Consider the following 24,603-nt stretch of genomic DNA (forward strand, 5'->3'; position numbering starts at 1 on the left):
GTTATGCCAATAGCATTGCCCGGTAGCTACGTTCGGAATCGATAACCGCTGAAAGCATCTAAGCGGGAAGCGAGTCCTAAGATGAGTCATCCCTAGGAATTTAATTCCTCTAAAGAGCCGTTCGAGACTAGGACGTTGATAGGCAAGGTGTGTAAGCGTTGTGAGGCGTTGAGCTAACTTGTACTAATGACTCGTGAGGCTTAACCATACAACCCTGATGGGTTTTATGAGTTAACTATGTTTCCATAGAAACCAGAATTAGAATGAAGCACTTAATGTGTGTTCGAACTCAAGAATTAATTTAAAAGCCATTTAAAAGACAATCTCTTTTGAAGGCACAGCTTTTCAAATTTACCCAATTTGTCTGGAAACCATAGAGTTGTGGCACCACCTGAATCCATTCCGAACTCAGAAGTGAAACGCAATATCGCCGATGGTAGTGTGGGGTCTCCCCATGTGAGAGTAGGTCATTTCCAGGCGCCAAATACGAGAAAGCCCGCTACGATGTAGCGGGCTTTTTTCGTTATTGCCTGGAAAAATGACCGAACGAACATGGGGAAGTAGAGAGTGCATGCGTAGCATGCTTCAAATCATGTGATAGTAGGGTGAAGCCCTTGTGCTTATCAAACGAAGTTTGATGCAAGGGGTGAACGCGGAGAGCTTGCTCGAAGCTGGCCATTTCCAGGCTTTAAATTAAGTGAGAAAGTACTTACCTTCTAATGCTATGGATGGGATAGAGAGCAGTTGCGTTTAGGCGTTTGTAAAATACTGAACGCTAACTTATTTAAAATACCGATCTCAGTATATATGGTGCTTTTGCGTGTGAGGCTAGTCATACAGACATAAAAAAGCCAGAGAGGTTCTCTGGCTTTCTAGTTTCTATATAGTGTAAGAAGAGTTTACTTGTCTTCTTTTAACCATTGAGCAGCGCGTTTGGCGAAGTAAGTCAAAATGCCGTCTGCGCCTGCGCGCTTAAAGCAAAGTAGAGACTCCATAACGATCGCTTTTTCAGCTAACCAACCATTTTGAATCGCAGCCATATGCATAGCGTATTCACCACTTACTTGATAAGCAAATGTCGGTACAGCTAGTTCTGTTTTAACACGGTGAACGATATCTAGGTAAGGCATGCCTGGTTTAACCATAACCATGTCTGCACCCTCTTGGATATCTAAAGCGACTTCGTGAAGTGCCTCATCGCTGTTAGCAGGGTCCATTTGATAGCTATGCTTATTGCCGCCCTTTAGATTGCCAGCTGAACCGACAGCATCACGGAATGGACCGTAGTAGTTTGAAGAGTATTTAGCTGAGTAAGCCATGATTTGTGTATTCACATGACCAGCTTCTTCTAACGCTTGGCGTATTGCACCAATACGACCATCCATCATATCTGATGGCGCAACAATATCCGCGCCTGCTTCTGCGTGAGAAAGGGCTTGCTTAACTAGAATTTCAGTTGTGATGTCATTCATGATGTAGCCAGTTTCATCAATTATACCGTCTTGACCATGCGTGGTGAACGGGTCTAATGCTACATCAGTCATAACGCCTAACTGAGGGAACGCTTCTTTTAATGCGCGAACTGCACGTTGAGCTAATGCATCAGCATTGTAGGCTTCTTCAGCCATTAATGTTTTTTTCTCGGCTGGAGTTACTGGGAATAGTGCGATAAGCGGGATCCCTAGCTCTACTAATTCTTCAGCTTCTTTTAGCAGTAGATCAATAGAAAGACGCTCAACCCCTGGCATAGATGCCACTTGTTCTGTGCGATTATTACCTTCAAGAACAAACATTGGGTAAATTAAGTCGTTAACCGTTAACTGGTTTTCTGCCATTAAACGACGGCTAAACTCATGTTTACGCATACGGCGCATTCTGCGTTGTGGGTAGGCACTTGTAATAATATTCACATTTTGCTCCAGATGATGGACATTAATTTTATAGCGGGCTATACAGATTTGAACGGTTCCGCCCTTCACTTTTTGCTTGATAAAGCGCTTTATCTGCCTGCTCTAATAGCAAAGTTGTATGCTCTTCGGAGTTAATAATTTCACTATTGACTCCGATGCTAACGGTTAAAGGAAAGCTCTGTTCTCCCCATGTTATAGGGGACTTGCTAATCGCTTTTCTTATGCTCTCAGCAACTTGTAAGGCACCAACTTGATCAGTGTTGGGTAATATAATAGCAAACTCCTCACCGCCAAAACGTGATACTAGATCAGTTGGTCGCTTTAAATTTTGTTTTAGTATTTCTGCGACTTCTCGTAATGCTTGGTCGCCCGCAAGATGACCATAGGAGTCATTAATTGCTTTGAAGTGATCTAAATCTAGCATCAATACTGACATCGGTGTTTGTTGTCTGCGACTAATGCGCCCTTCTGCTATGATTCTTTTATCAAACGACGCACGGTTTTTTACGCCAGTGAGGCTATCAACTTTAGTTTGCTCGGTTAGCTTTTGGTTGGCTTCGTTGAGTTCTCTTAATGCTATTTCTAGTTCTAAGGTACGCTCTTGTACTTTTTGGCTTAGCTGCTCACTACTACGCGCTTCAATGCGTAGTGCTTTTTCCTTGTGTTCTTTAGCTTGCTGAACTTGCTCGAATGCTTCTTGTTGTATTTTTAACTTGGCAAGGCGCTCATCGTTATAGCGAATGGCTAATAGAGCAGCCATTAATATAACTTCTACCGTTAAGCCTAAAATAAATGGCATATTGGCAGACATATTCCAATCGAGTACGTTTAAATAAAGCGCGCCAGATAGCAATGCGCCGAACATCATGCTAACCCAACCTAAAGCAAACAGTTTAGCAAGTTTGTAGCCCTTTATAGCCTGGGCTGTAGACATGTACATCAGCATAATGCTTGCCAACATAACGGCATAAATGTTGATTGTTAGCGCGGTGGTATAGTCAAAGAATAAACACAAGAGAAGTAACAAAGCTGATGCTGCAGCACTCAACCTGCAAAGACGCAGCATTGCTTGATTATGATATTTAAATTGCATTACTTTTTCAGAAAACAAGAATGCAAACATCATTGATAAGCTTAACAGCGCGGGCAGAGAATAATCTTGCAGTTGTGGCCATTGGGGCCAGATAAACCTATATGCCAACCCATGTAAGCTGGCGACAAAGAGGGTAATTGACAGCACGTAGCCAGCATAATAAGTGTAGCTAAAAGAGTGAGATGTTATAGCGATAAATAAGCTAAACAAGCCAATAGCAGTAAGTACTCCAAGCTGAAATCCATAGAGTGCAGATTCTTGTTCTGCATTCTGATAATAGGCGTCGCTTGACCATACACTTAATGGCAGATTTGTGGCTCCGGTACTCTCAATCTTGATATAGAACTGATGCTTATCCAGTTGTTTGCTAGAAAAAGAGTAGATGAAATTGGTACTTAAAATTGGTCGGTCGGCAAAAGGATAGTGATCTCCCAATAGTAAGTGTTCTACTTGCTGACCATCCGTGAAGTGATAGAGATCAATTGTGTCTATATGTGGATTTGTTAATGATAAAATTAACTGTCTCGACAGCGAGCTAGTTTGGGTAATATTGAATTTAACCCAATAACTCGTCTTTGTTATCCCTCTAACTTGTTCAGAGGCGAAGGGTTTCCAGCTAGAAGCAGAAGCGCTTTTTACCAAATTGATATCAGCATTTTGAGGGAAATTGGCAATAGAAAGCACTGGTGCTAATTTTATAACATCAGCAGTGCTATTACTGATCAATAAGCCTTGCTGTGCAGTTGAGGTACATGGAAGTATTAGAACGAGTGCTAGCAGCAGACGTTGAAAGCGGATCAGCATTAATTTTCTAAACCAAAAAAAGTTCGACTATTTGAGTAAGTTTGTGCAGCAAAATCTTCAAGGTTTTGCTTTCTAAGAGTGGCAATATATTGCGCTATGTAAGGTAAATATTTAGGCTCGTTTTTACTCGATTTTGGCTTGGGTCGCATGCTTCGCGGTAAAAGATAGGGACTATCTGTTTCAACTAATATTCTGTTATTTGGGATATCAGTAACAATAGATGCAAGCTCCTGCCCTCGGCGCTCATCACAAACCCAGCCAGTAACACCAAGGTAAATGTCTTGCTCTATATAGGCATCAAGTGACAGTTTATTGCCGGTAAAACAATGCAGTAATGCTGCAGGTAGTTCACTACGGAACTCTTTTAGGATCGCGATAAAGTCTTCATGGGCATCACGTTCATGCATCAGCACTGGCATTTGCAGTTCAACGGCTAGGGCTAGTTGCTCTGCAAACGCTTTACGCTGCATATCTCGCGGAGAGAAGTCTCTGTTGTAATCAAGGCCACATTCTCCAATTGCTATTACGCTAGGAGCTTGGCTTAGCTTTCGTAAAATATTAAGGCTATCAGCCTGCCATTCACTGGCATGATGAGGGTGAATCCCCGCAGTACTATAAAGTTGTTCTGGGAATTGCTGACAAAGCTTGACTGCTTGAAGGCTCTCTTCAATATGGCTGCCGATGACAACCATAGAGGTAACAGAGTGTGCCTTGGCATCATCAACAACGCGTTGAATATCTTTTTCTAACGAGCTGCCAATCAAATTGACAGCTATATCCATGTATTGCGGCATTATTTTAAACGCTTCACTCGAATAGTGGTATTGCGGTCATCAGTACCAAGCATGAAGGAGCCTAATGCTGCTTTTTCGATAAACACTTTTTGTTCTGCTTTAATTCTGTAGCTGCGGCTATCGGTTTGTTTCCAAATTTGACCATTGTTAAATGTAATCTTTAATGCACCGTAAGGATCTTTAGTGACTTTATCGACTTCTAAATAGATTTTGCTGACTTCGTCTTCTTCTGCTTTCTTTACTTTACCAAAGTTATCTTCTACAGAGCTTTCAGTTGTAGCGGCTAAAGCCACCGCAGCCGTTGGCGCTGCAACCGCCACGGATTCAGTTACAATACTTGTTTTGGTTTGTGAGCCTAAAGAAGATGAAAGCTTGTCGTAACAGATTAGGCGATCTAGCTTGTCTTGTATTGCAGCGCACTGTGATAGTTGGCTTTCTAACGATGCATGGGCAGTGGTTGAGATAAATAACGATGCAACACTTAGTAGGATTAAACGAGGCTTGATCATCTGTAACTTCCTTTTATTTTTATAAAGCAGGCTTGTAGCTGATTTTACATTTTATTAGGTTAATTGAAACCGCAAAATCAATTTGTACAGCTGCTATAAAAACAAAAAAGGTACTATCTGAGCCTGTTAAGGACGAGATAATACCTTTTAATAAGATGATTAAAGAAGTGGATTACGACTCAGATTCTTTCTGCTCGTCTCTCTCTTCGTTTTCGTCATCTTCTTCATTGTCTTTACTGTAAAAACGCGCGGCAATTAACCCACCTTCAAACAAAATTAGCATTGGAATCGCTAGCATTGTTTGCGAGATGATATCTGGTGGTGTTAGTAGCATACCAATTACGAATGCACCGACCACGATATATGGGCGTTTTTCTTTGAGGTCTGCTGGAGTTGTTACGCCAGCCCAACATAAAAGCACAACGGCTACAGGGATCTCAAAGGCTAAACCAAAAGCAAAAAACAGTTTTAGGATAAAGCTTAGGTAACTACTAATATCGGTAGCGACTTCAACACCGTCGGGTGCAACGCTGGTAAAGAACCCAAATACAACTGGGAATACGACATAGTAGGCAAAAGCGATACCTAAATAGAACAATAACGTACTGCTGGCTAGCAGTGGCACAACCAAACGTTTTTCATGTTTATATAGGCCAGGCGCGACAAATGACCACACTTGATAAAGAACATAGGGGACTGCTACAAAAAACGATAGCACCAATGTTAATTTGAATGGGGCAAAAAATGGCGCTGCAACATCAGTTGCAATCATACTGCTTGATTCAGGCAAAGCTTGCATCAAGGGCGTGGCCATATAATGGTAAATATCGTTGGCCCAATATACCAAACCAATAAACACCAAAAGAACACTACCAATTGCTTTTAGTAACTTGGTGCGTAACTCAAGCAAATGGCTGATTAATGGCTGCTGTTGTGACATGGACTACCCGTTAGGTTTGTCTGAATTAGCACTTGTTGTCGAGCTTGTCTCTGCAGTTGAGGTTTCTTTGGCTGGAGTAGTATCTTTCGCCGCTGGAACGTCTTCTACTTGATAAGGACGATTAACAGATTGAGCCGCTTCTTTTAATTGATCGATTGAATCCTGTAACTCTGGAGAAAGGTTCTTTAAACCTTGACTCTCTGCATTTTTCAAATCAGAGTGCAGTTGCTCAATTTTAAGCTCCTGCTCTAATTCGTCTTTTACTGAGTTAGCCATCTTTTTCATGGCGCGGATCCAGCTAGAAATTGAGCGCACAGCAGTTGGGAGTCTTTCAGGGCCAAGTACTACTAGGCCCAAGATCCCAATCAGCAGCAACTCCATAAAGCCGATACCGTCGAACATAGTCGATTACGCCTGTTCTTTGCCTTTAGACTCAGCTTTTTTCTCAGCTGTCTCAGCAACTTTTGCAGTTTCTGTCACTTTTGCAGCGTCAGCAGCTGGTTTGTCAGTTGCGTTATCTTCTAAAGCCTTCTTTTCTTCTTCAGAAGACATGGCGTTCTTAAAGCCCTTAACTGCACCACCTAAATCGCCGCCTAGTGAACGTAACTTCTTAGTTCCAAACAATAATACGACAATTAAAGCAATAATAAGAAGTTGCCAAATACTAATGCCACCCATGGATGAATCCTCTTAATTAGATACTGGTTCCATTATGAACCTTTGGTTATTTAGGTCTAGCTAAATTTTGCGATTCTTTGGTCTAGATCGCCATCCGAGCACCCACAGAGTGAGGCCTATGCCAATACTGCCATAAGAGGCCCATAGTGTAGCGTCTTGGTTTAACAAAATAGTGCCACAGATCACTAAAACAGCCGATGTAATCAAAAGATAGTTACTTTTATGAGCTTTTTGTTGATGTTTGAGATACCGATCTAACAAATTATTTTGATTTTTAGATAGGTTGCGGCCCATTTTCAGGTTGTCATAGATCAATTCTGGCAATTCTGGCAAATGTTCAGCCCAGTATGGTAACTGTTGCTTAACTTTTGCAGCCATCGCTTTAGGGCCTACTTGCTCTGCCATCCATTGCTCTAAAAATGGTTTAGCTGTTTGCCATAAGTCTAGTTGCGGATAAAGCTGGCGGCCAAGACCTTCAATATAAAGCAAGGTTTTTTCAAGCAAGACTAATTGCGGCTGTACGACCATGTCGAATCGGCGCGCGGTTCTGAATAGCTCTAGTAATACGTGGCCAAATGATATTTCATCTAGCGGTTTATTAAACATTGGCTCACAAACCACTTTAACCGCTTGCTCAAACGCTGCAACGTCAGTATCGGCTGATACCCAGCCCGACTCTATATATAGCTGGGCAATTCGGCGATAATCGCGATTAAAGAAAGCTAAGAAGTTTTCGGCAAGGTAGCGTTTATCTTCATCGGTTAAGGTTCCCATAATGCCGCAGTCTAAACCGATATAAAAAGGATCGTTTGGATGCTCACGACTGACAAAAATATTGCCAGGATGCATATCTGCATGGAAAAAATTGTCACGAAATACTTGAGTGAAAAATAGTTCGACACCGCGTTCGGCAAGCAGCTTTAAGTTGGTTCCTTGTGCTTCGAGTGCCGCTTTATCAGATACCGGCACCCCTTCAATACGCTCCATTACAATTAAACGTGTGAAGCATAGATCTTCATACATGTATGGGATGTAAAGTGCATTGGAGTCAATAAAGTTGTTGCGCAGTTTTATTGCATTTAAGGCTTCAAGCTTAAGATTAAGCTCACCCTCAATCGTTGTGCGGTAATCTTCAACCACTTCTGCAGGGCGCAGGCGGTTATTTGCGCCAAGTAAGCTTTCTAGAAAATCAGCTGCTTGTGACATCAATAAAATATCAGCGTGTACCTTTTGCTCAACGTCTGGGCGCAGCACTTTTAGTACGACGCTAGCACCATTTGATTTCAGTGTTGCTGTATGGACCTGAGAGATTGATGCTGAAGCAAGTGGCGTGTCATCAAAGTCGTCAAAGTAGCTTTCAATAGGCGCACCGAGTTCGGCTTCAATAGATGCTCGAGCAATAGCAGAGTCAAAAGGCGGTACTCTGTCTTGTAGCATTGCAAGTTCTTCGGCCCACTCGTCAGATAGCAAGTCACGGCGAGTCGACAGCATTTGGCCAAATTTAATGTAAACCGGGCCAAGCTCTTGCATGGCTAGCTTTAAGCGTTCGCCACCGACTTTATCTTTATGCTTGTTACCTAACCAGAAAAAGCAACCCCTTAACAGTTTGAAGTACCAAGGCGTTAACTTAGAAGGGATTAAGTCATCTAATCCGTAATGCAATGCAGTACGGATGACGTGATAAGCGCGCCTGATACTTTTTACTGTCATGGTTTCATCTTTACCCTGTTAATAAGCTGGTCTACTCGTGTTGATACTGCGTCGACATCGGTCACAAGATCGTCGATTTTGTCGCTTAGGTGTATGTATTCGAGTTTATGGGGAGCGAGTCGATATTCTTCAGTCGTTAGCTGGCCAAGGTGTGAGCGGGTTTTACGCAACACATTGGTTAGATCACTCTTAGCTTGTTTTAAACCTTGGCTAATGAAGTGTGTTGGCACATCGCCAATATAGCGTGATAAAGGCTCTGAAAAATCGACATCGATTTGCTGCATATAATGGCTAAAAGTCTGTAATAGACTTAAATCGCCTTCTAGGCTAAGTTTGTCTTGCTTGATCAGCTCGGTAAGGTTGGCACCTTCTGTAAGTTGATAAAGCGTGGTTACGTCAGCATTAACTTTGGTGGTGACTTCGCCTTCGTAACGAGAAAAAACTTGGATCTCTTTGGCAAACAAAAAGTATAGCGGCCAATTGAGTTGAGAAAGTTGGATGCAAAGAACTTTGCCATGCAGACTACGCAGCTTGGCGTAGTCTTCTGGAGATTGTGAGATCAGTTTATTTAAACTGATCTCAATCGCGGCGCAGGCAATTAATGGCAGGTCACGAGACATAGCGAGTCCAATCAGAATTTATAACCTTTGTGTAAGGCTACGATACCGTCAGTCATGTTGGTGTAGTTGACTTGCTCAAAGCCAGCCGTTTCCATCATTTGCTTTAGTGTCTCTTGATCTGGATGCATACGAATTGATTCCGCTAGGTATTCGTAGCTGTCTGCATCTTGGGTGATTAAAGAGCCCATTTTTGGTAGCACTTTAAAGCTGTATAGGTCATACACTTTACGCATAATTTCATGCTGGGGTCTTGAGAACTCTAGCACTAATAGCTTTCCACCTGGCTTTAGTACGCGCAACATAGAGGCAATAGCTGCATCTTTATCGGTTACATTTCGTAGACCAAAAGCAATGGTAATAATGTCAAAGTGATTGTCCGGGAAAGGCAAGGCTTCAGCGTTGGCTTGTACGTAATTTACGTTGCCAACAATGCCTTTATCTCTTAGCTTTTCACGGCCAACTTTCAGCATAGAATCGTTAATGTCTGCTAACGTAACTTGGCCTGTCTCACCGACGATGCGAGAGAATTTAGCCGTTAAGTCACCAGTACCGCCAGCAAGATCCAGTACTTTCATACCAGGACGTGCGCCAGCGCTTTCAATTGTAAAACGCTTCCACATGCGGTGGATACCGAAAGACATTACGTCGTTCATAATGTCGTACTTTGCTGCGACAGAATGGAATACGCCAGCAACCATGTCGGCTTTCTTCTCTGCTTCAATGGTTTTATAACCGAAGTGAGTGCTCTTTGGAGTGTCGTCTGACATCTATCTGTTCCTATAACGTTAGCGAATAATTTGTTGCGATTGTATGTCATCACAGCGGATTGCTGAATCTTTCATCTATCACTCTGTGACGAAGGTTAACTATCCGTTTGAGGATAATAAAAAAATGCGCTATTACGCAGGCTATCGCAAAATTGACAGCGCATTACACCACACTATTTAGCAATGTTGAATAATTATTACTGTCTATAAAGCATTTATACGTGCGTTGATATAAGAGTAGATCAATTCGCTTATGCTCTGACCTGTTTCGCGGTGGCCTGCGGCTTCTCCTGCTACGTGGCAGCTAGGCGCAGCTTCTGCTAAATGCAAGTATACACTCGGGCAGTGTTTAGCGATGTAATTTACATATTTGAGTGCATCTAATAGCGGGATCCCGGCAGCAGTTGAGGCGCTGCTAGGCATATTGGTGATCGCATCAAGGTCGAGCTCAATTGCAACTGGCAGTTGCGTATTATTCAGCTGTTTGGCAATTTGTTTTAGTGCTGTTTCTAGGCTGAGTTCTTGGCGAACCCAGATCTGTTGCAGGCTATGCCAGTGACCTCCAAAAGTTTCTAGCTGCTGTAAGGTCGTTTCGCTATTTTTAAGCTCATGCAACCCTAATACATGGTAGTAACCTAAGGCACCTGAGGCGGCTGCATAACTAAAACCATTGCCACTGTGACGACCTTCTTTTGGCCTAAAGTCAGAGTGAGGATCTAGGTTAACCGCTGCAAGTGGGCGTTTAAAGCTGGCTTTAGCTGCCATGAGTAAGCCATAAGCGTTGTTATGACCGCCACCAATTACAATAGGCTCTAGTCCTGATTCAAATACGGCTGATAAAACCTTTATTACGCGCTCATCTAGATTCGATACTTGTTCTCTGAGCTGCTCAGCAGTGCTATTAGTATCGAGTTGTAGATCTTGAGTACTAATTTGTCCCAGCACTAAGCACTGTTTGCCGTTGAGAAAGCGATTAGATTGTAGATTTAGAAATTGCGCCATAGCACTTTCAAATGCATTGGTTGCACCGCCGCGACCAAGGTTTGCTCTTGGGCCAATATCTTCGCCAATGCCTAAAATAACAAAACGTGCGCCATTGGTTTTAGCTTGGCTTAGGTTGTCTGCAATGCTTTGGGCTGCGCTTGCAAGTTGTACTTGTTGACCAAGTTTAGTTTCACCATCGCGAGTGCTAAGTAGGCTGCGTCGATTATCTTCAGTAAATAACGATAGGTTGAGCATAATATTATTCTTATTGTTAGCTTCGATGTGACCTAGTTTAAGCTGATAATTTTTGCCTGCAAGTCATAGTGATTTTAGTGGGATTGTTCAGATGTAAAAAGCCAGTCACGGAGACTGGCTTTAAATGAATATAACGCAGGTGGAAATCGTTGCGATTTAATCGATATCTAACGGCTCTGGCGAGAGGATGATGCCTGTGTTGTCGGCATAAACATGATCACCAGGTAAGAAAGTTACACCACCGAAGTTAACTGGGATCTCTAGTTCACCAACAGCATTGCTGTCTGCACCAACAGGAATCGAAGCTAACGCTTGAATACCGATATCTAAATCTTCTAATGCATCAACGTCACGTACTGTGCCGTAAACGATAATACCTTCCCAGTTGTTCTCTACTGCTTTAGCTGCAATGGTTGCATCTAATAGAGCGCGACGAAGTGAGCCACCGCCATCAATTAGGAGCACCTTGCCTTCACCATCTTCTTGAACTGCATCGATGATAAGACCATTGTCTTCAAAACACTTAATGGTGCTAATTGAACCACCAAAAGAGTTACAACCCCCATAATTACTGAACATGGGTTCGACAACATCAACAACATCGATATAAGTGTCACAAAGTTCTGAGGTGTTGTATTCCATAAGAACACTCCTGATAGATAGAGACGCCCAGCTGCCCGAGCAAACAAGTAATTGCACTCAGTATATAAGGGATTCTTAAAAAGAAAAGCGTTATCAATCACGCAATTGCCTAATAACAATACACTCGGCATTGCTGTAGTAATATTTCTTCGTCTTGGTTAAATAAAGCGCTAAAACATGATGTAGGTCATTATATGACGGTTTTTTATTACAGGTTTTGTGCGCGTTTGTTATCATGGTGTCGACTAAAATCGGTATAAACATTAAATTTTACCCGCTTTAGGGGCACGGAACCCCCAATTAGCTTAGGGAAGGCATAAGGCCTACAAAAGGTGCCTTATGGAAGCAGTAAATACGATAGAAATCATTGGTTACGCCGCATCAGTTATGGTGGCTATATCACTTATGATGAAAGACATTATCTGGCTTAGATGCCTTAATTTTACGGGCTGTAGTTTGTTCGTTATTTATGGTGCTTCAATTGAAGCTTGGCCTGTTGCCGGTATGAACGCTTTTGTTGCCTGTATTAATATTTATCATTTAGTGAAGTTGTATCGAAATCGTCATCGCAGCGATCTTGTTTCCCAATAGCATCCGCTTTGCACCAGTCCTAAACAGGGCTGGTGTCTGTTTCACTTTAGTTTCCTTTGCAACAACAAATACAGTTACCACTGTCATAAAACTTTAGGTCTGTTGTCACGTTGGCGTCATGGATATTTCATAGCTTGCCTACATAACAAGTGTAGGGAGCTAACATGACTTCAATAACCGAACTCGATAGCAAGCTCTATCGATATATAGTGCAACTAGGCCAGCAACATCGACTCCAGCCAATGGCGCTTAAGGTGTCGACTTCTGGCAATGGTCCAGCCTACCTATATTTAGCAGTCGCCTGTTTGCTATTTGATCGGCATCATGAGTCATTGTTACATGCCATGTTGGTTGCTTACTTTGTTGAGCTGCCTTTATATTTCGCGCTAAAAAATATGATCCGCCGCCCTAGACCATGCCATGCGTTAGCTGATGGCTGCGCTAGTATTGAGCCAGCAGATAAATTTAGTTTGCCTTCGGGCCATACAGCAGCGGCATTTGTAATGGCAGCAAGCATCTATTTTATTTACCCCCAACTTTTTTATATTGCAGTGACTTGGGCGCTTGCCATTGGTGTCTCACGGGTGCTTCTCGGCGTGCATTACCCACTCGATATTGTTGCTGGTGCCACTCTTGGCACTGTGTCGGTGTTAATCGCTCAGCTAATGATTTAGGAGAACAAGTTGCGAATTCTTTATGGTGTACAGGGCACGGGAAATGGTCATTTAAGCCGTGCAAGAGTAATGGCTCGAGCGCTTCAAAAGCAGGGCGTTGATGTGGATTTCTTCTTCTCGGGCCGCAGTGCAGAACAGTTTTTTGATATGCAGTGTTTTGGCCAATATCAAGTGCAGTCTGGGCTAACCTTTGCGACAGAGAACGGCAGAGTGAGCGTGGCTAAAACCGCTAAAGAAAATGCGTGGCTTGGCTTTATCAAGGATGTTAAAGCGTTAGATTTAACTGGCTACGATTTAGTGTTGAATGACTTTGAACCTGTATCAGCTTGGGCTGCAAAGAACCAAGGCGTTGCGTCTATTGGTATTAGCCATCAAGCTGCACTTAATTTTCCGGTACCAAAAGTTGGTGACAACTGGTTTAACGATATGATGTTAAGTTACTTTGCCCCAGTTGATATTGCTTTGGGCTGTCATTGGCACCATTTTGGCTTTCCTATTTTACCGCCATTTGTTGAGGTTGATGCTGTCGAGCAGCAACTTGCTCATCAGATTTTGGTGTATTTACCGTTTGAATCGCCTGATGAGATAGTTAAGTTTTTAACGCCGTTTACTGATTACACTTTTATGATTTACCACGCTAACCAGCCTTCTTTGCCTCCTCCAGAGCATATTCAGTGGCATGGTTTTGACCGCACCGGTTTTAAAGCGGCGATGGCAAATTGTGGTGGAGTAATTGGTAATGCGGGTTTTGAGCTGGCAAGTGAGGCGCTTACCTTAGGTAAAAAACTACTGATAAAGCCACTGCTCGGCCAGTTCGAACAGTTATCTAATGTTGCAGCGTTAGAGCTGCTTGGCGCTGCAGAGTGCATGAAAACTCATTTAGATCCCGAATCGTTAAGGCGCTGGCTTAAGGCGCCAATGCCTGAGGCTATTCATTACCCTGAAGTAGGCGATGCCTTGGTGACTTGGTTATTGAAAGGTGACTGGAGCCAGCCGGAAAAGTTGTGCCAATCGCTCTGGCAAGAGGTGAAACTCCCAATGAGCTGGCAGAAAAAAAGTCCTTAATGTGACTAAGTGTTAAGGTGAAAGGCGTATAATTAGTTTATCTATCGCCTGAACTTAATTTTAAACCATATTATGCAGCTAAAACCCTTGGCTAAAGGTCGCTTTCAATCTCTATGGGAGCAAGAGCATGATGCTATTGAGCAGATCATGCGTGAATGCATTACTGAAACAAAAACGGTTGCTGCTCAATATAAGTTAATGCAGCAAGGGCAGCGGGTAAATGCGTTGATTTTGGTTGCAAGTGGCCGAGTATCACTAGGTTATACAGCAAGAAATGGCCGTAGCTTTCAGCTTGGCACTATGACTTGTGATTCACAGCTATTTGGAGAAATGGAGTTCTTTAGTGATTATCAATGTCAGCTCGATATCATCGCCGAAGCGCCGTTAGAAATTGCGGTTATTAATGGTGATAAACTACAGCAGGCTTTGTTAAAGACCCCTAAGGTCGCACTTTTCTTTGCCAGCGCAATCGCCATTGATTACCAAGATACTATCGATATTCTTACCCGGCGTATGCTGTATCCAATCGCTTATAATATTGCTTATGACTTGTATCACCAGCACTTAAACGAACAACCGGTAGAAGGGTTTAGCAAGTGTTATTTAGAGGCGGAACGCTTTGCTACTACTGACAGGGTATATCGTCGCGCAGTTAAAAAGCTTGAAGATCTACAGTTAATTAAGCGTGATAAAGAAGGGCTGATTATTCAAGACTTAGCCGGACTCAAAGCCTTTATTGAATAGCTCCAGTTCGATAATAAAACTCGAGCTAGATTACAGCTCGCTTGGGAAAGTAGCCGAAGTTTAGTTCGGCTACTAATGCTTTATTGGCAGGCTGTTTCTAACGCTAACTCAATCATGTTATTAAAGGTTAGTTGGCGTGCTTCAGCTGTTGTCTCTTCACCAGTTAAGCAGTGGTCAGATACAGTTAAAATCGCTAATGACTCAAAACCTTTATGATGAGCAAGGCCGTATAATCCGGCAACTTCCATATCAACACCAAGCACACCAAAACGCTCGAGTGCTGGGATCATATCTTCATCAGGATCGTAGTACATATCACCACTGAACACGTTACCCACTTTTACGTTGAGCTGTTTCTGTTGGGCGATCATGTAGGCTTTGTGCAATAAGTCAAATGTTGCTGACGTAGCCATTTGGTAGCCACTGCTGCGCTTCGCATTAGTTGGTGAGTCTGTACCAGCTGCTTGGGCTAGAATCACGTCATTGATTTTCACATCGTGCTGGGTGGCACCAGCGCTACCGACACGGATAATACGCTTAACGCCAAAGTCAGCGACTAGCTCGTGGGCATAAAGCACCATAGATGGAATACCCATACCGTGGCCCATTACCGAAATACGCTGGCCTTTATAAAAACCTGTGTAGCCAAGCATGTTACGAATATTGGTGACTTCCACCGCATCTTCTAAGAAGTTTTCAGCGATGTATTTAGCGCGTAGTGGGTCACCAGGCATGATGATGGTTTCAGCGAAATCGCCAAGTTTGCCGTTGATATGTGCAGTCATGAGTTATCCTCTTTTTTGATTGCACGCGATATTAAATGGCATCAGCTACGGCATAGAGGACTTAAGTCCGCATTCACTCAATTTGAGGCAGATTTTTGTATTAGCTCACACTGTATTGGTGATAACGAATATTAGTGAGCAAGATGAGCGTTCAATTTATTGGGGGTAAAGAAGGAGAGGATCACCTAAACAGATAGATGATCCTAGGTAAGCTTAAATCAGTAGGCTTATTTATGGTACTTCACAGCCATATCGATTAATGGCTCGCGGCTCGCCTTAGCTGCGCGTAGTCGGGCAAGATACTTTTCCCATAAATCTAATTGATGGGTGGCAAGATCGTACAGCACCTTCCAAGAAAACAAACCGGTATTGTGGCCGTCATCAAAGGTGATTTTAACGGCGTAATTACCGACAGGATCAATCGCGCTGATATTGATGTTTTTCTTATGAGTCACCAGCACCGGATTACCGTGACCGTGAACTTCTGCAGAAGGTGAATACACACGCAACATTTCACAGCTTAGCTGGTGGGTCTCACCGTTATCGAAAGTCATCTCAAGTTGACGAGATTTACGTTTTAGCTTAAGCGCTATCACATTAGGTGTGCTGTTATCTTGAGTCATCTATTAACCGACATAATTTTAACGAGTATTAGAAACAGAATAGCGGTTAAGGAGCATATTGTCCTTAACCGCTATCACTAATTTAGCCATTATTTGGCAACGAGTTTAAGCTGAGCTTATAGAATAAAGCGGCTTAGATCTTCGTCTTGAACTAGATTATCTAGGTGTGCTTTAACATATTCGGCATCGATAACTGAAACAGAGCCAGACTTGTCAGACGCTTCATAAGAAAGCTCTTCCATTAAGCGTTCCATCACAGTGTGCAGACGACGGGCACCGATGTTTTCAGTACGCTCGTTTACCTGCCAAGCAGCTTCTGCAATGCTGTCGATACCGTCTTCTGTAAACTCAACGGTTACGCCTTCAGTTGCCATAAGCGCAATATATTGCTCAGTTAATGACGCATGTGGCTCAGTCAAAATACGCTTAAAGTCACCTGCAGATAACGCATCTAATTCAACACGAATAGGCAGGCGACCTTGAAGCTCAGGGATCAAGTCAGATGGCTTAGACATCTGGAATGCACCCGATGCGATGAACAAGATGTGATCGGTTTTAACCATGCCGTGTTTAGTGTTTACCGTACAACCTTCAACAAGAGGCAGTAGGTCACGCTGTACACCTTCACGAGAAACATCAGGGCCTGACGATTCGCCACGCTTACAGATTTTATCGATCTCATCTAAGAACACGATACCGTGCTGTTCTACTAGCTCGATCGCTTGTTCTTTCAAGTCTTCTTGATTAACTAACTTAGAGGCTTCTTCTTCAATCAATAGCTTGTAAGCTTCTTTGATTGGCATTTTACGGCGCTTGCTGGCACCTGGTCCCATATTTTGGAACATGCTTTGAAGTTGGTTAGTCATCTCTTCCATACCTGGAGGAGACATGATCTCAATGCCCGCTTGAGGCGCAGCAATATCGATCTCAATTTCTTTATCGTCTAGCTGACCTTCACGTAGCTTTTTACGGAAGATTTGACGAGTTGCACTGTCGTCAGACTTTTCGCTATCCCAATCTTCTTTTGGCTTAGGTAGCAAGGCATCTAAAATACGTTCTTCTGCAGCTTCTTCAGCGCGGAATTTGCACTTTTTAATTTGCTCTTCACGAGTAAGCTTGATGGCAGAGTCTGTTAGATCGCGAATGATCTGTTCGACTTCTTTACCTACATAACCCACTTCCGTGAACTTAGTCGCTTCAACTTTAATGAAAGGCGCTTTTGCAAGACGCGCTAAACGGCGAGCAATCTCAGTTTTACCTACACCAGTAGGACCAATCATAAGAATGTTCTTTGGTGTTACTTCTTGGCGAAGATCTGCAGCAAGCTGCATACGGCGCCAGCGGTTACGCAGTGCAATAGCCACTGAACGCTTGGCTTTTTGTTGGCCGATAATGTGGCTATCTAGCTCGTGAACAATTTCACGTGGTGTCATTTCAGACATATTCTTTCCTCATGCTTTACAGCATTTTTTACTTAGCGCGTAGGCTTAGTACTTTAATTCTTCAATTGTCTTAAATTGGTTGGTGAATACACAGATGTCACCAGCAATTGTTAGCGATTTTTCAGCAATTTCGAGTGCACTCAAGTCAGTGTTTTCAAGTAGTGCAGTCGCTGCTGATTGGGCAAAGTTGCCACCAGAACCAATCGCGATAAGATCATTTTCAGGCTGAACCACATCACCGTTACCGGTAATGATTAATGAAGATTCAGCATCGGCCACAGCAAGCAATGCTTCAAGCTTGCGTAATACTTTATCTGAGCGCCAGTCTTTAGCCATTTCAACGGCTGCGCGCATTAGGTGACCTTGGTGCATTTCAAGTTTAGCCTCGAAACGCTCGAATAGGGTGAATGCATCGGCTGTACCGCCAGCAAAGCCCGCTAGTACCTTGTTGTGGTACAAACGACGAACTTTTCTAGCATTGCCTTTCATAACGGTGTTACCGAGAGAAACTTGGCCATCACCGGCGATAACTACTTGGTTATTTCGGCGTACTGATACGATAGTGGTCACAATAAATCCTCTTCTCTAGCCAGCGACATTATGCCTGCTGGTTGACGATAATAGAGATATGGGGATGGGTTACTGAATATCAAGGGGGCGTTGTCTTGCAGGCATAAAAAAACGCCGCACAGGGCAGCGTTTTCGATTAGGCGTTTACGGTTAGCCTTCCCAGAACCAGATTTGACAACCGTTGGTTCCGTTGTTTTGTAGCACGTGGCGTTGTCTTTCGGCATCGCGCTTTTTGTCGTAAGGACCTAGGACTACTTTGTACCAAACGCCGCTACTGCCTGTTGCCTTACGTACTTGCGCCTCTAAACCTTGGAAAGCAATAATCGCTTTCAGTTCATTAGCTTGCGACTCTTTTCTAAACGAGCCACATTGCATTTGGTAAGGACGTTTTGGCTTAGTTGATACTTCAGGAAGATCAACTTCAACCTTTTTGTTCTCTAGCTCTTCAAGGTAGGTCCATTCCTCTTTTGGCACTGGAGGAAGGGCGTCCGGATCTTTCTTAACTGGCTTTTTCTTTGGTTGTTCAACAACTACAGGTGCAGTTGTTTCTGGCTCACCTGAACTGCTTAAAATCCATAGTAAATAACCAAAGCTAGCAATACCTGCAAGCGTGATCAGCCCTAGCAAAATTGGAAAGCGCTTAGGGGCGCTTCCTTTTGAGCTCTTTTTGCGAGCGCTGTTCTTACCTTTTCGAGCAGGCTTACGATTTGCATAATCACGATTTGTCATGAGCTACAGCTTACATCCGTTCTAAAGTTTCTAGACCAAGAAGATTTAAGCCTTGCTTTAGCGTCTTAGCGGTAAGCTGTGACAATAGTAGACGGCTCTTCTTAAGCTCTTCTGATTCTGCTGCTAGTACAGGACATGCTTCGTAGAAGCTTGAGAATGCACCCGCAAGTTCGAATAGGTAACCACAAAGGGCATGTGGCTGACCTTTGCTAACCATACGTGCCATGACTTCGCCAAACTGAGCTAGCTTAGTGCCTAGGTCTTTCTCTTTTTCGTGTTCTAGAATGATTTTCGCATCGCTTAAATCAACGTCTTGAGCACGCTTAAAGATCCCCGCTACACGCGTGTAAGCGTAAAGTAGGTATGGCGCAGTGTTACCTTCAAAGCTCAGCATCTGCTCGAAGCTGAAGATATAGTCACTGGCACGGTTTTTTGAAAGATCGGCATATTTAACTGATGCAATACCCACAACACGGGCAATCTCAGCAAGTTCAGCTTCATCCATTTCTGGATTTTTGCTACGAACAAGCTCTAGTGCGCGAGTATCGGCTTCTTTTAGCAGGTCAATCAGCTTAACAACGCCACCAGAACGTGTCTTAAATGGACGACCATCTTCACCGTTCATGGTACCAAAGCCCATGTGCTCGAAGCTCATTTCTTCACGAACAAACTTAGCTGTTTTAGCTAGCTTGAATACTTGCTGGAAGTGCAGTGCTTGACGTAAATCAACGAAGTACAGCGCGCGATCAGCGTTTAGTACATTCGAGCGGTAACGCATTGCTGCGAGATCGCTAGTGGCATATAGGTAACCGCCGTCGGCTTTTTGGATAATAACCGGCAGTGGCTCGCCTTCTTTGTTTTTGAATTCGTCTTGGAAAACAACTTTAGCGCCATTGCTTTCAGACAGCAGGCCTTGTGCATCTAGATCGGCTACTACTTGGGCAAGATCGCTGTTGTAAGCGCTTTCACCGCGAACATCTGCGCGAGTTAGGCTCACGCCTAAACGCTCATATAGCTCATGACAGTGGCTTAGCGAAATGTCGTTAAATTCGCGCCATAGTTTGTTGCAGTAATCGTCGCCTGATTGCAGTTCAACAACCAATTTACGTGCACGAGTGGCAAATTCTTCTGACTCGTCAAAACGGACTTTAGCAGCGCGGTAGAATGTCTCTAGATCTGCTAGTTCCATCTTAGCTTGCTCGCCATTGGCAGCTTGAAGCTCTTCCATGTACGCAAGCAGCATACCAAACTGAGTACCCCAGTCGCCTACGTGGTTTTGACGAATAACCTTGTGGCCCATAAATTCAAGGGCGCGTACCACACTGTCACCAATAATGGTTGAACGTAGGTGACCTACGTGCATCTCTTTCGCTAGGTTTGGTGAAGAGTAATCAACTACCACAGTTTGTGGTGCTGGTAGGTCGATCCCAAATGTGTCGCTGTTTAAAGCAGTCATCAATTGGTTAGCAAGGGCGTTATCATCAATAAAGAAGTTGATAAAACCTGGGCCTGCGATCTCTACTTTTTCAACATGTGCTGAAGTTGGTAGGTTATCAATTAGCAGTTGTGCAATTTCACGAGGATTTTTGCCTGCAGCTTTAGTTAGCATCATTGCCAAGTTCGTTGCAAAATCACCGTGGCTTTTATCTTTCGTTCGGTCAACTTGAATGCGAGCTTCAAAGTCAGCAGGAACAATCCCTTGTTGTTTAAGGGCATTTAAAGATTCAGCGAGTAAAGATTGAGTATGTGATTTCATTGGCGTTTAATCGACACTTACATAAAGAAAAATAATAAGGAGTAACCGACTATTTTAGCCGCTAGTGGCGGTGAATTACTATCCTCTAGCGAACTTTTTCTGCATTGAAGCGAATAAAGTCGATTTAAAGCAGATCTTGTGGATCTCTATCAATACTCCAACGACATTTTTTAGCCAGTGGCAATTGCTCTATTTGTGGTAATGCACGTTCAAATTCTGCCTGAAGTCTATTACGGTTTTTTGTCTGGAATAATAACTGGCGGCGATATTTTCCGGCCTTTCTATCAAGCGGCGCAGGCATTGGACCAATCACTTCGCATTCATCATCTTGTGGCAGCAGTGCGCCTATTTGGCTGAGCAAATTATCAGCATCGATAGCTTGGTGCGCCTCGGCACGGATCAGAATCATGTGCCAAGCTGGTGGTAATAGTGCTTGGGTACGTTCAAACAACTGATTGCGGGCAAATTCCCCGTAGCCTTTGTGCATCAGCTCACGCAGCATGGCATTGTCACTTTGGTGAGTTTGCAGCAATACAGTGCCCGGTTTTGTCGCGCGGCCAGCACGCCCTGACACCTGAGTATAAAGTTGGCCGAAGCGCTCTGGCGCTCTAAAGTCTGCACTAAATAATGCACCATCAACATCAAGTAGCCCCACTAAAGTCACATCAGGAAAATGATGGCCCTTGGCTAACATCTGCGTGCCGACAAGGATTTTGTATTCACCTTTATGAATCGCATTAAGGTGGCTTTCAAGTGATCCTTTATTGCGCGTGGTGTCTCGGTCGATGCGCACCACAGGATGATTTGGAAATTCTTTTTCTAAAAATGACGCCAGTTGCTCGGTACCCACGCCTTGTCCTGCAAGCATAGTACTGCCACAGCTGTGGCACTGTCTTGGGATCGCATATTGATTGCTACAATGATGGCAGCGAATTTCACCGAGCGCTTGGTGTACGGTAAAAAAGGCATCACAGCGATCGCACTCATGCAGGTGGCCACACTCATGGCAAATCAGCGCTGGGGCAAAACCACGGCGGTTTAAAAATAAAATAACCTGATTACCTGCATCGAGATGAATACGCATCTCATTTAATAACGCGTGTGACACCCCTGAGCGCAGTGGTTGATTGCGAATATCAATAATACCCTGACGGACTTTTTCAGCCGCGCCAGCACGCTTGCCTAAATGCAGGTGTTGATAACGACCATTTAAGGCATTTTGTAAGGTTTCTAGTGATGGTGTTGCAGTGCCTAGAACTACTGGCACTTGTTCTAAATGTCCACGCATAACCGCTAAGTCGCGGGCGTGGTAACCGACACCTTCTTGTTGTTTAAAGCTTGAGTCGTGCTCTTCATCTAAGATGATTACTCCAGGGTAAAGCATTGGGGTAAACAACGCTGAGCGGGTGCCGATAATAATCGCTGCTTCACCAGATTTAGCTTGGCGCCACGCATCCAGTCTTTGGTTGTCGGTAAGCCCTGAGTGAATCACCGCAACTTTAACATTGAATCTACGACGAAAACGGTTAATGGTTTGCGGTGTAAGGCCTATTTCTGGCACCAGTACTAGCGCTTGTTTACCTTGCCTTAGTACGGTTTCTAGCATGGCTAAGTAGACTTCGGTTTTACCTGAGCCAGTGATCCCCTCTAACAAGGTACAATGATAACCAGACTGTTGAGTTAGTGTCGCCACTGCAATGGCTTGCTCCGGGTTTAGCCTGTGCGGCTCCTCGGTCATTTCAAGCTCACTACGCCAGCTTAAATCGGTATCAAGAATTCGAGTCTTTTTCTCAATCCAGCCTTTGTCATCTAAGGCTTTTACGGCGGCTTTGCTGAGATCTAAATTGGTAATATCGCTCGGTTCTAAATCACGCTCACGTAAGCAATGTAATAATTTCCGCTGTGCAGGTGCACGGTTTAACTGATTGATATCGGCTTCTTTACCTGCATTGGTCAGCGTCCATAAGGTAACGCTAGAAGCTTTTACTTCAGCGCCTTTACGCAGCGCGACTGGAATGGCTTGCGATAACATCTGCCCTAGGCTGCAAAAGTAGTATCTTGCAGCCCATGCGGTGAGTTTATAAAGTGATTCAGGCAGCAATGGCTCATTATCCAAAATGGCCACTATGGGTTTAATCTGTTTAGGTGTCAGCGAGCAGCTGTCTGTTACTGCAGTAATTAAGCCTATAAGTTGTTGGCGACCAAATGGCACTTGAACACGCATACCTTTTTGCGGCGCAATAGTGATATGTTCAGGGACTTGATAGCTAAAGTTTTGTCGCATTGGCACGGGCAGAGCGACTTCAACAAACAAAGGCATAGATTTACTGTTTCGAAAGGAGACTGTTGTTAAGTGTACCGAGGCAATGAAACTAGAGCTAGCGACAATTGATTTTATTCACCGAGGCTTGGCTCAAGTTAGCAAAAATATTTGCTAAGGTTTAAAGGTAAATGTGCTGCTAACACTATAATGTTATGTTTAACGTAAAGAGCATAAACTACAATCACTTGAACGCTCATTTATACAGTTGCAGTTAGGGTTTAATGTTGACTAACCATAGTGTTGCAGTGAAGAAACAGAGTACATGCCGTTGTAGCGAATGGTTTAGCGACAATCACTGAAAAGGTTTATCAAACTGGGATACATTTGATGAAGAGAATTATATTCGCTTTAGCGGGGATCTTTATGCTGACTTCCGCCCATGCGCAGGTGTCGCATGTGAGCATTAATAAAAGATTATTTGAATTGGGTCAGCACCCGAGCTTAAAGCTAAATTTAGTTTCTTCGCATAATAGCCTAAAGAAAGTGCAATTTTCTGTGCGACAAGCTGACGGGGAGGAGCGCTTACTGTCAGAGCCAATTACTGGCTTTATGGTACAAGTCTCGGGTATTGATGACGTGACTGATAAAAACGCGGTATTAGTCGTAAAGGAGTACCGAATTAACCGTTGGTATCAAGTAAAAGTCATTAGCTTATTTAATGAGGATATGCCGGAATCAGCAATGGATAGGCACTATACCGCAGATCGTTTAACTCCTATTAAGCAAGGCACTCAAGTCTCTAATGCAGTGCTTGCTGATAACAAGCTTGCAGTAGCCTTAGGTTGGACTGAAGATCCTAAACCGCTTAAAAGCATTGCCCCTGTAACAGAGCCTCAAGATTGTCAGCTAGCCTTTAATGGTAAAGAAAGCCTTTGGCGGGTTGCCAATCGTCAGTTAAGTGCTTGGAAAGTGAGTCCGTATGGCGCCATGTTAGCGATTTTTGAAGCCAATCCAAGCGCGTTTAATCGGCAGAGTATTCATGGACTAAAGGCGGATGCAATATTGCGTTGCCCTACACCTGCTATATTAGAAAAGTACCGGGATTCTGAGGCGTCAGAACAGCAATTTAGTGCGATGAAATAATAAGTTAAGCTAGCTGGGTTAGCGGCAAGATTAACCCGCTCAATGTCAGGTTTAAGATTATTAGTTAATCGGCTATTTTGTTGCTTGTATATACTATGGAGTTGCTGTAGTATTCCGCGCCTAAATAATTTTATTTTAACAGCATGTGGTGTCCGACTTCGGGTTGGAAGAGCGACATGGCCTTTTACTGAGGTAATTCCAATGAAACCAGGCATTCATCCTGATTATGCAGAAATCACTGCAACTTGTACTTGTGGTAACGTTATCAAAATTAACTCTACTGTAGGTAAAGATTTACACCTAGACGTATGTGGTGCATGTCACCCGTTCTACACTGGTACCCAAAAAGTTATGGATACTGGCGGACGTATCGACAAGTTCAACAAGCGCTTTGGTGCACTTGGCAAGAAGTAATTATTACTTTTGCAATGAATTTAAAAAAGGCGCCTTCTGGCGCCTTTTTGCTATCTGAAATTTGCATTAGCTGCACACAACCGTATTTTGTCGTACGT

The 24,603-nt window shown here is 43.5% G+C and carries 25 protein-coding genes and 2 rRNA genes; 8 read left to right on the forward strand and 19 right to left on the reverse strand.

Features of this window, described 5'->3' with window-relative positions; genetic code table 11:
- Positions 1–208: ribosomal RNA gene (locus tag L2740_RS12055) — 23S ribosomal RNA — on the forward strand; the annotation flags it as partial.
- A 155-nt stretch (positions 209–363) separates the two neighbouring features.
- Positions 364–479 (forward strand): 5S ribosomal RNA (gene rrf, locus L2740_RS12060).
- A 420-nt stretch (positions 480–899) separates the two neighbouring features.
- On the opposite strand, the gene hemB is transcribed toward rrf, so the two are convergent.
- The 12 genes from hemB to rraA form a co-directional block, all read right to left on the reverse strand.
- Complete coding sequence (gene hemB, locus L2740_RS12065) at positions 900–1,910, reverse strand: porphobilinogen synthase (protein ID WP_248471066.1); 1,011 nt, start codon at positions 1,908–1,910, stop codon at positions 900–902.
- Positions 1,911–1,938: 28 nt separating this feature from the next.
- On the reverse strand, positions 1,939–3,807 hold the full coding sequence (locus L2740_RS12070; protein ID WP_248950452.1) for a sensor domain-containing diguanylate cyclase: 1,869 nt from the start codon (positions 3,805–3,807) through the stop codon (positions 1,939–1,941).
- Positions 3,807–4,601 carry a TatD family hydrolase gene (locus tag L2740_RS12075; protein ID WP_248950453.1) on the reverse strand — a complete coding sequence of 265 codons (795 nt, stop codon included), beginning with the start codon at positions 4,599–4,601 and terminating at the stop codon, positions 3,807–3,809. The genes L2740_RS12070 and L2740_RS12075 overlap by 1 nt, the downstream gene beginning before the upstream one ends.
- Positions 4,601–5,110 (reverse strand): hypothetical protein, encoded by a 510-nt coding sequence (locus L2740_RS12080; RefSeq protein ID WP_248950454.1) that lies wholly within the window; start codon positions 5,108–5,110, stop codon positions 4,601–4,603. Before L2740_RS12080 ends, L2740_RS12075 begins: the two co-directional genes overlap by 1 nt.
- A gap of 172 nt (positions 5,111–5,282) precedes the next feature.
- Positions 5,283–6,050, reverse strand: a complete 768-nt coding sequence (gene tatC / locus L2740_RS12085) for a twin-arginine translocase subunit TatC (protein ID WP_248950455.1) — start codon at positions 6,048–6,050, stop codon at positions 5,283–5,285.
- Between the two features lie 3 nt (positions 6,051–6,053).
- A complete protein-coding gene (gene tatB / locus L2740_RS12090) occupies positions 6,054–6,452 on the reverse strand; it encodes a Sec-independent protein translocase protein TatB (RefSeq protein WP_028766634.1) in 399 nt (132 codons plus the stop codon).
- 6 nt (positions 6,453–6,458) lie between these two features.
- Positions 6,459–6,728 (reverse strand): Sec-independent protein translocase subunit TatA, encoded by a 270-nt coding sequence (tatA, locus tag L2740_RS12095; protein WP_248471071.1) that lies wholly within the window; start codon positions 6,726–6,728, stop codon positions 6,459–6,461.
- Between the two features lie 60 nt (positions 6,729–6,788).
- Complete coding sequence (gene ubiB / locus L2740_RS12100; RefSeq protein WP_248950456.1) at positions 6,789–8,438, reverse strand: ubiquinone biosynthesis regulatory protein kinase UbiB; 1,650 nt, start codon at positions 8,436–8,438, stop codon at positions 6,789–6,791.
- A complete protein-coding gene (locus L2740_RS12105; protein WP_248950457.1) occupies positions 8,435–9,058 on the reverse strand; it encodes a ubiquinone biosynthesis accessory factor UbiJ in 624 nt (207 codons plus the stop codon). The genes ubiB and L2740_RS12105 overlap by 4 nt, the downstream gene beginning before the upstream one ends.
- A gap of 11 nt (positions 9,059–9,069) precedes the next feature.
- A complete protein-coding gene (gene ubiE, locus L2740_RS12110; RefSeq protein ID WP_248471074.1) occupies positions 9,070–9,825 on the reverse strand; it encodes a bifunctional demethylmenaquinone methyltransferase/2-methoxy-6-polyprenyl-1,4-benzoquinol methylase UbiE in 756 nt (251 codons plus the stop codon).
- A gap of 204 nt (positions 9,826–10,029) precedes the next feature.
- Positions 10,030–11,064 carry a formimidoylglutamase gene (locus L2740_RS12115; protein WP_248950458.1) on the reverse strand — a complete coding sequence of 345 codons (1,035 nt, stop codon included), beginning with the start codon at positions 11,062–11,064 and terminating at the stop codon, positions 10,030–10,032.
- A gap of 156 nt (positions 11,065–11,220) precedes the next feature.
- Positions 11,221–11,706, reverse strand: coding sequence for a ribonuclease E activity regulator RraA (gene rraA, locus L2740_RS12120; RefSeq protein WP_248471076.1), 486 nt, complete (start codon positions 11,704–11,706; stop codon positions 11,221–11,223).
- Positions 11,707–12,045: 339 nt separating this feature from the next.
- On the opposite strand from rraA, the gene L2740_RS12125 reads away from it, so the two are divergent.
- From L2740_RS12125 to L2740_RS12140, 4 genes are all read left to right on the forward strand, one after another.
- Positions 12,046–12,297 carry a YgjV family protein gene (locus L2740_RS12125; protein WP_248950459.1) on the forward strand — a complete coding sequence of 84 codons (252 nt, stop codon included), beginning with the start codon at positions 12,046–12,048 and terminating at the stop codon, positions 12,295–12,297.
- A gap of 164 nt (positions 12,298–12,461) precedes the next feature.
- On the forward strand, positions 12,462–12,971 hold the full coding sequence (locus L2740_RS12130; RefSeq protein ID WP_248950460.1) for a phosphatase PAP2 family protein: 510 nt from the start codon (positions 12,462–12,464) through the stop codon (positions 12,969–12,971).
- Between the two features lie 9 nt (positions 12,972–12,980).
- Positions 12,981–14,036: an MJ1255/VC2487 family glycosyltransferase gene (locus tag L2740_RS12135; protein ID WP_248950461.1), complete on the forward strand. Its 1,056-nt coding sequence runs from the start codon at positions 12,981–12,983 to the stop codon at positions 14,034–14,036.
- Between the two features lie 72 nt (positions 14,037–14,108).
- Positions 14,109–14,780: a Crp/Fnr family transcriptional regulator gene (locus tag L2740_RS12140; protein ID WP_248950462.1), complete on the forward strand. Its 672-nt coding sequence runs from the start codon at positions 14,109–14,111 to the stop codon at positions 14,778–14,780.
- A gap of 80 nt (positions 14,781–14,860) precedes the next feature.
- Here L2740_RS12140 and deoD read toward each other — a convergent pair whose 3' ends face one another.
- The 7 genes from deoD to priA all read right to left on the reverse strand — a co-directional run bounded on the left by deoD (position 14,861) and on the right by priA (position 23,005).
- Positions 14,861–15,565 (reverse strand): purine-nucleoside phosphorylase, encoded by a 705-nt coding sequence (deoD, locus tag L2740_RS12145; protein ID WP_248950463.1) that lies wholly within the window; start codon positions 15,563–15,565, stop codon positions 14,861–14,863.
- Between the two features lie 227 nt (positions 15,566–15,792).
- The gene (locus L2740_RS12150; protein ID WP_248950464.1) at positions 15,793–16,188 is read right to left on the reverse strand and encodes a gamma-butyrobetaine hydroxylase family protein; all 396 of its coding nucleotides are present in this window, start codon (positions 16,186–16,188) and stop codon (positions 15,793–15,795) included.
- Between the two features lie 116 nt (positions 16,189–16,304).
- A complete protein-coding gene (gene hslU / locus L2740_RS12155) occupies positions 16,305–17,630 on the reverse strand; it encodes an ATP-dependent protease ATPase subunit HslU (protein ID WP_248471083.1) in 1,326 nt (441 codons plus the stop codon).
- Between the two features lie 45 nt (positions 17,631–17,675).
- Positions 17,676–18,200 carry an ATP-dependent protease subunit HslV gene (hslV, locus tag L2740_RS12160; protein ID WP_220767023.1) on the reverse strand — a complete coding sequence of 175 codons (525 nt, stop codon included), beginning with the start codon at positions 18,198–18,200 and terminating at the stop codon, positions 17,676–17,678.
- A gap of 150 nt (positions 18,201–18,350) precedes the next feature.
- Positions 18,351–18,929: an SPOR domain-containing protein gene (locus L2740_RS12165; RefSeq protein WP_248950465.1), complete on the reverse strand. Its 579-nt coding sequence runs from the start codon at positions 18,927–18,929 to the stop codon at positions 18,351–18,353.
- A 10-nt stretch (positions 18,930–18,939) separates the two neighbouring features.
- Positions 18,940–20,685 carry an arginine--tRNA ligase gene (gene argS, locus L2740_RS12170; protein ID WP_248950466.1) on the reverse strand — a complete coding sequence of 582 codons (1,746 nt, stop codon included), beginning with the start codon at positions 20,683–20,685 and terminating at the stop codon, positions 18,940–18,942.
- A 124-nt stretch (positions 20,686–20,809) separates the two neighbouring features.
- Positions 20,810–23,005, reverse strand: a complete 2,196-nt coding sequence (gene priA, locus L2740_RS12175) for a primosomal protein N' (protein WP_248950467.1) — start codon at positions 23,003–23,005, stop codon at positions 20,810–20,812.
- A 330-nt stretch (positions 23,006–23,335) separates the two neighbouring features.
- Here priA and L2740_RS12180 point away from each other — a divergent pair, with 330 nt between their 5' ends.
- Complete coding sequence (locus tag L2740_RS12180) at positions 23,336–24,091, forward strand: FimV/HubP family polar landmark protein (protein WP_248950468.1); 756 nt, start codon at positions 23,336–23,338, stop codon at positions 24,089–24,091.
- Positions 24,092–24,292: 201 nt separating this feature from the next.
- The gene (rpmE, locus tag L2740_RS12185; protein ID WP_220762057.1) at positions 24,293–24,505 is read left to right on the forward strand and encodes a 50S ribosomal protein L31; all 213 of its coding nucleotides are present in this window, start codon (positions 24,293–24,295) and stop codon (positions 24,503–24,505) included.
- The last annotated feature ends 98 nt before the right edge of the window (positions 24,506–24,603 follow it).

It is taken from the genome of Shewanella pneumatophori (assembly GCF_023283895.1).
GTDB lineage: Bacteria > Pseudomonadota > Gammaproteobacteria > Enterobacterales > Shewanellaceae > Shewanella > Shewanella pneumatophori.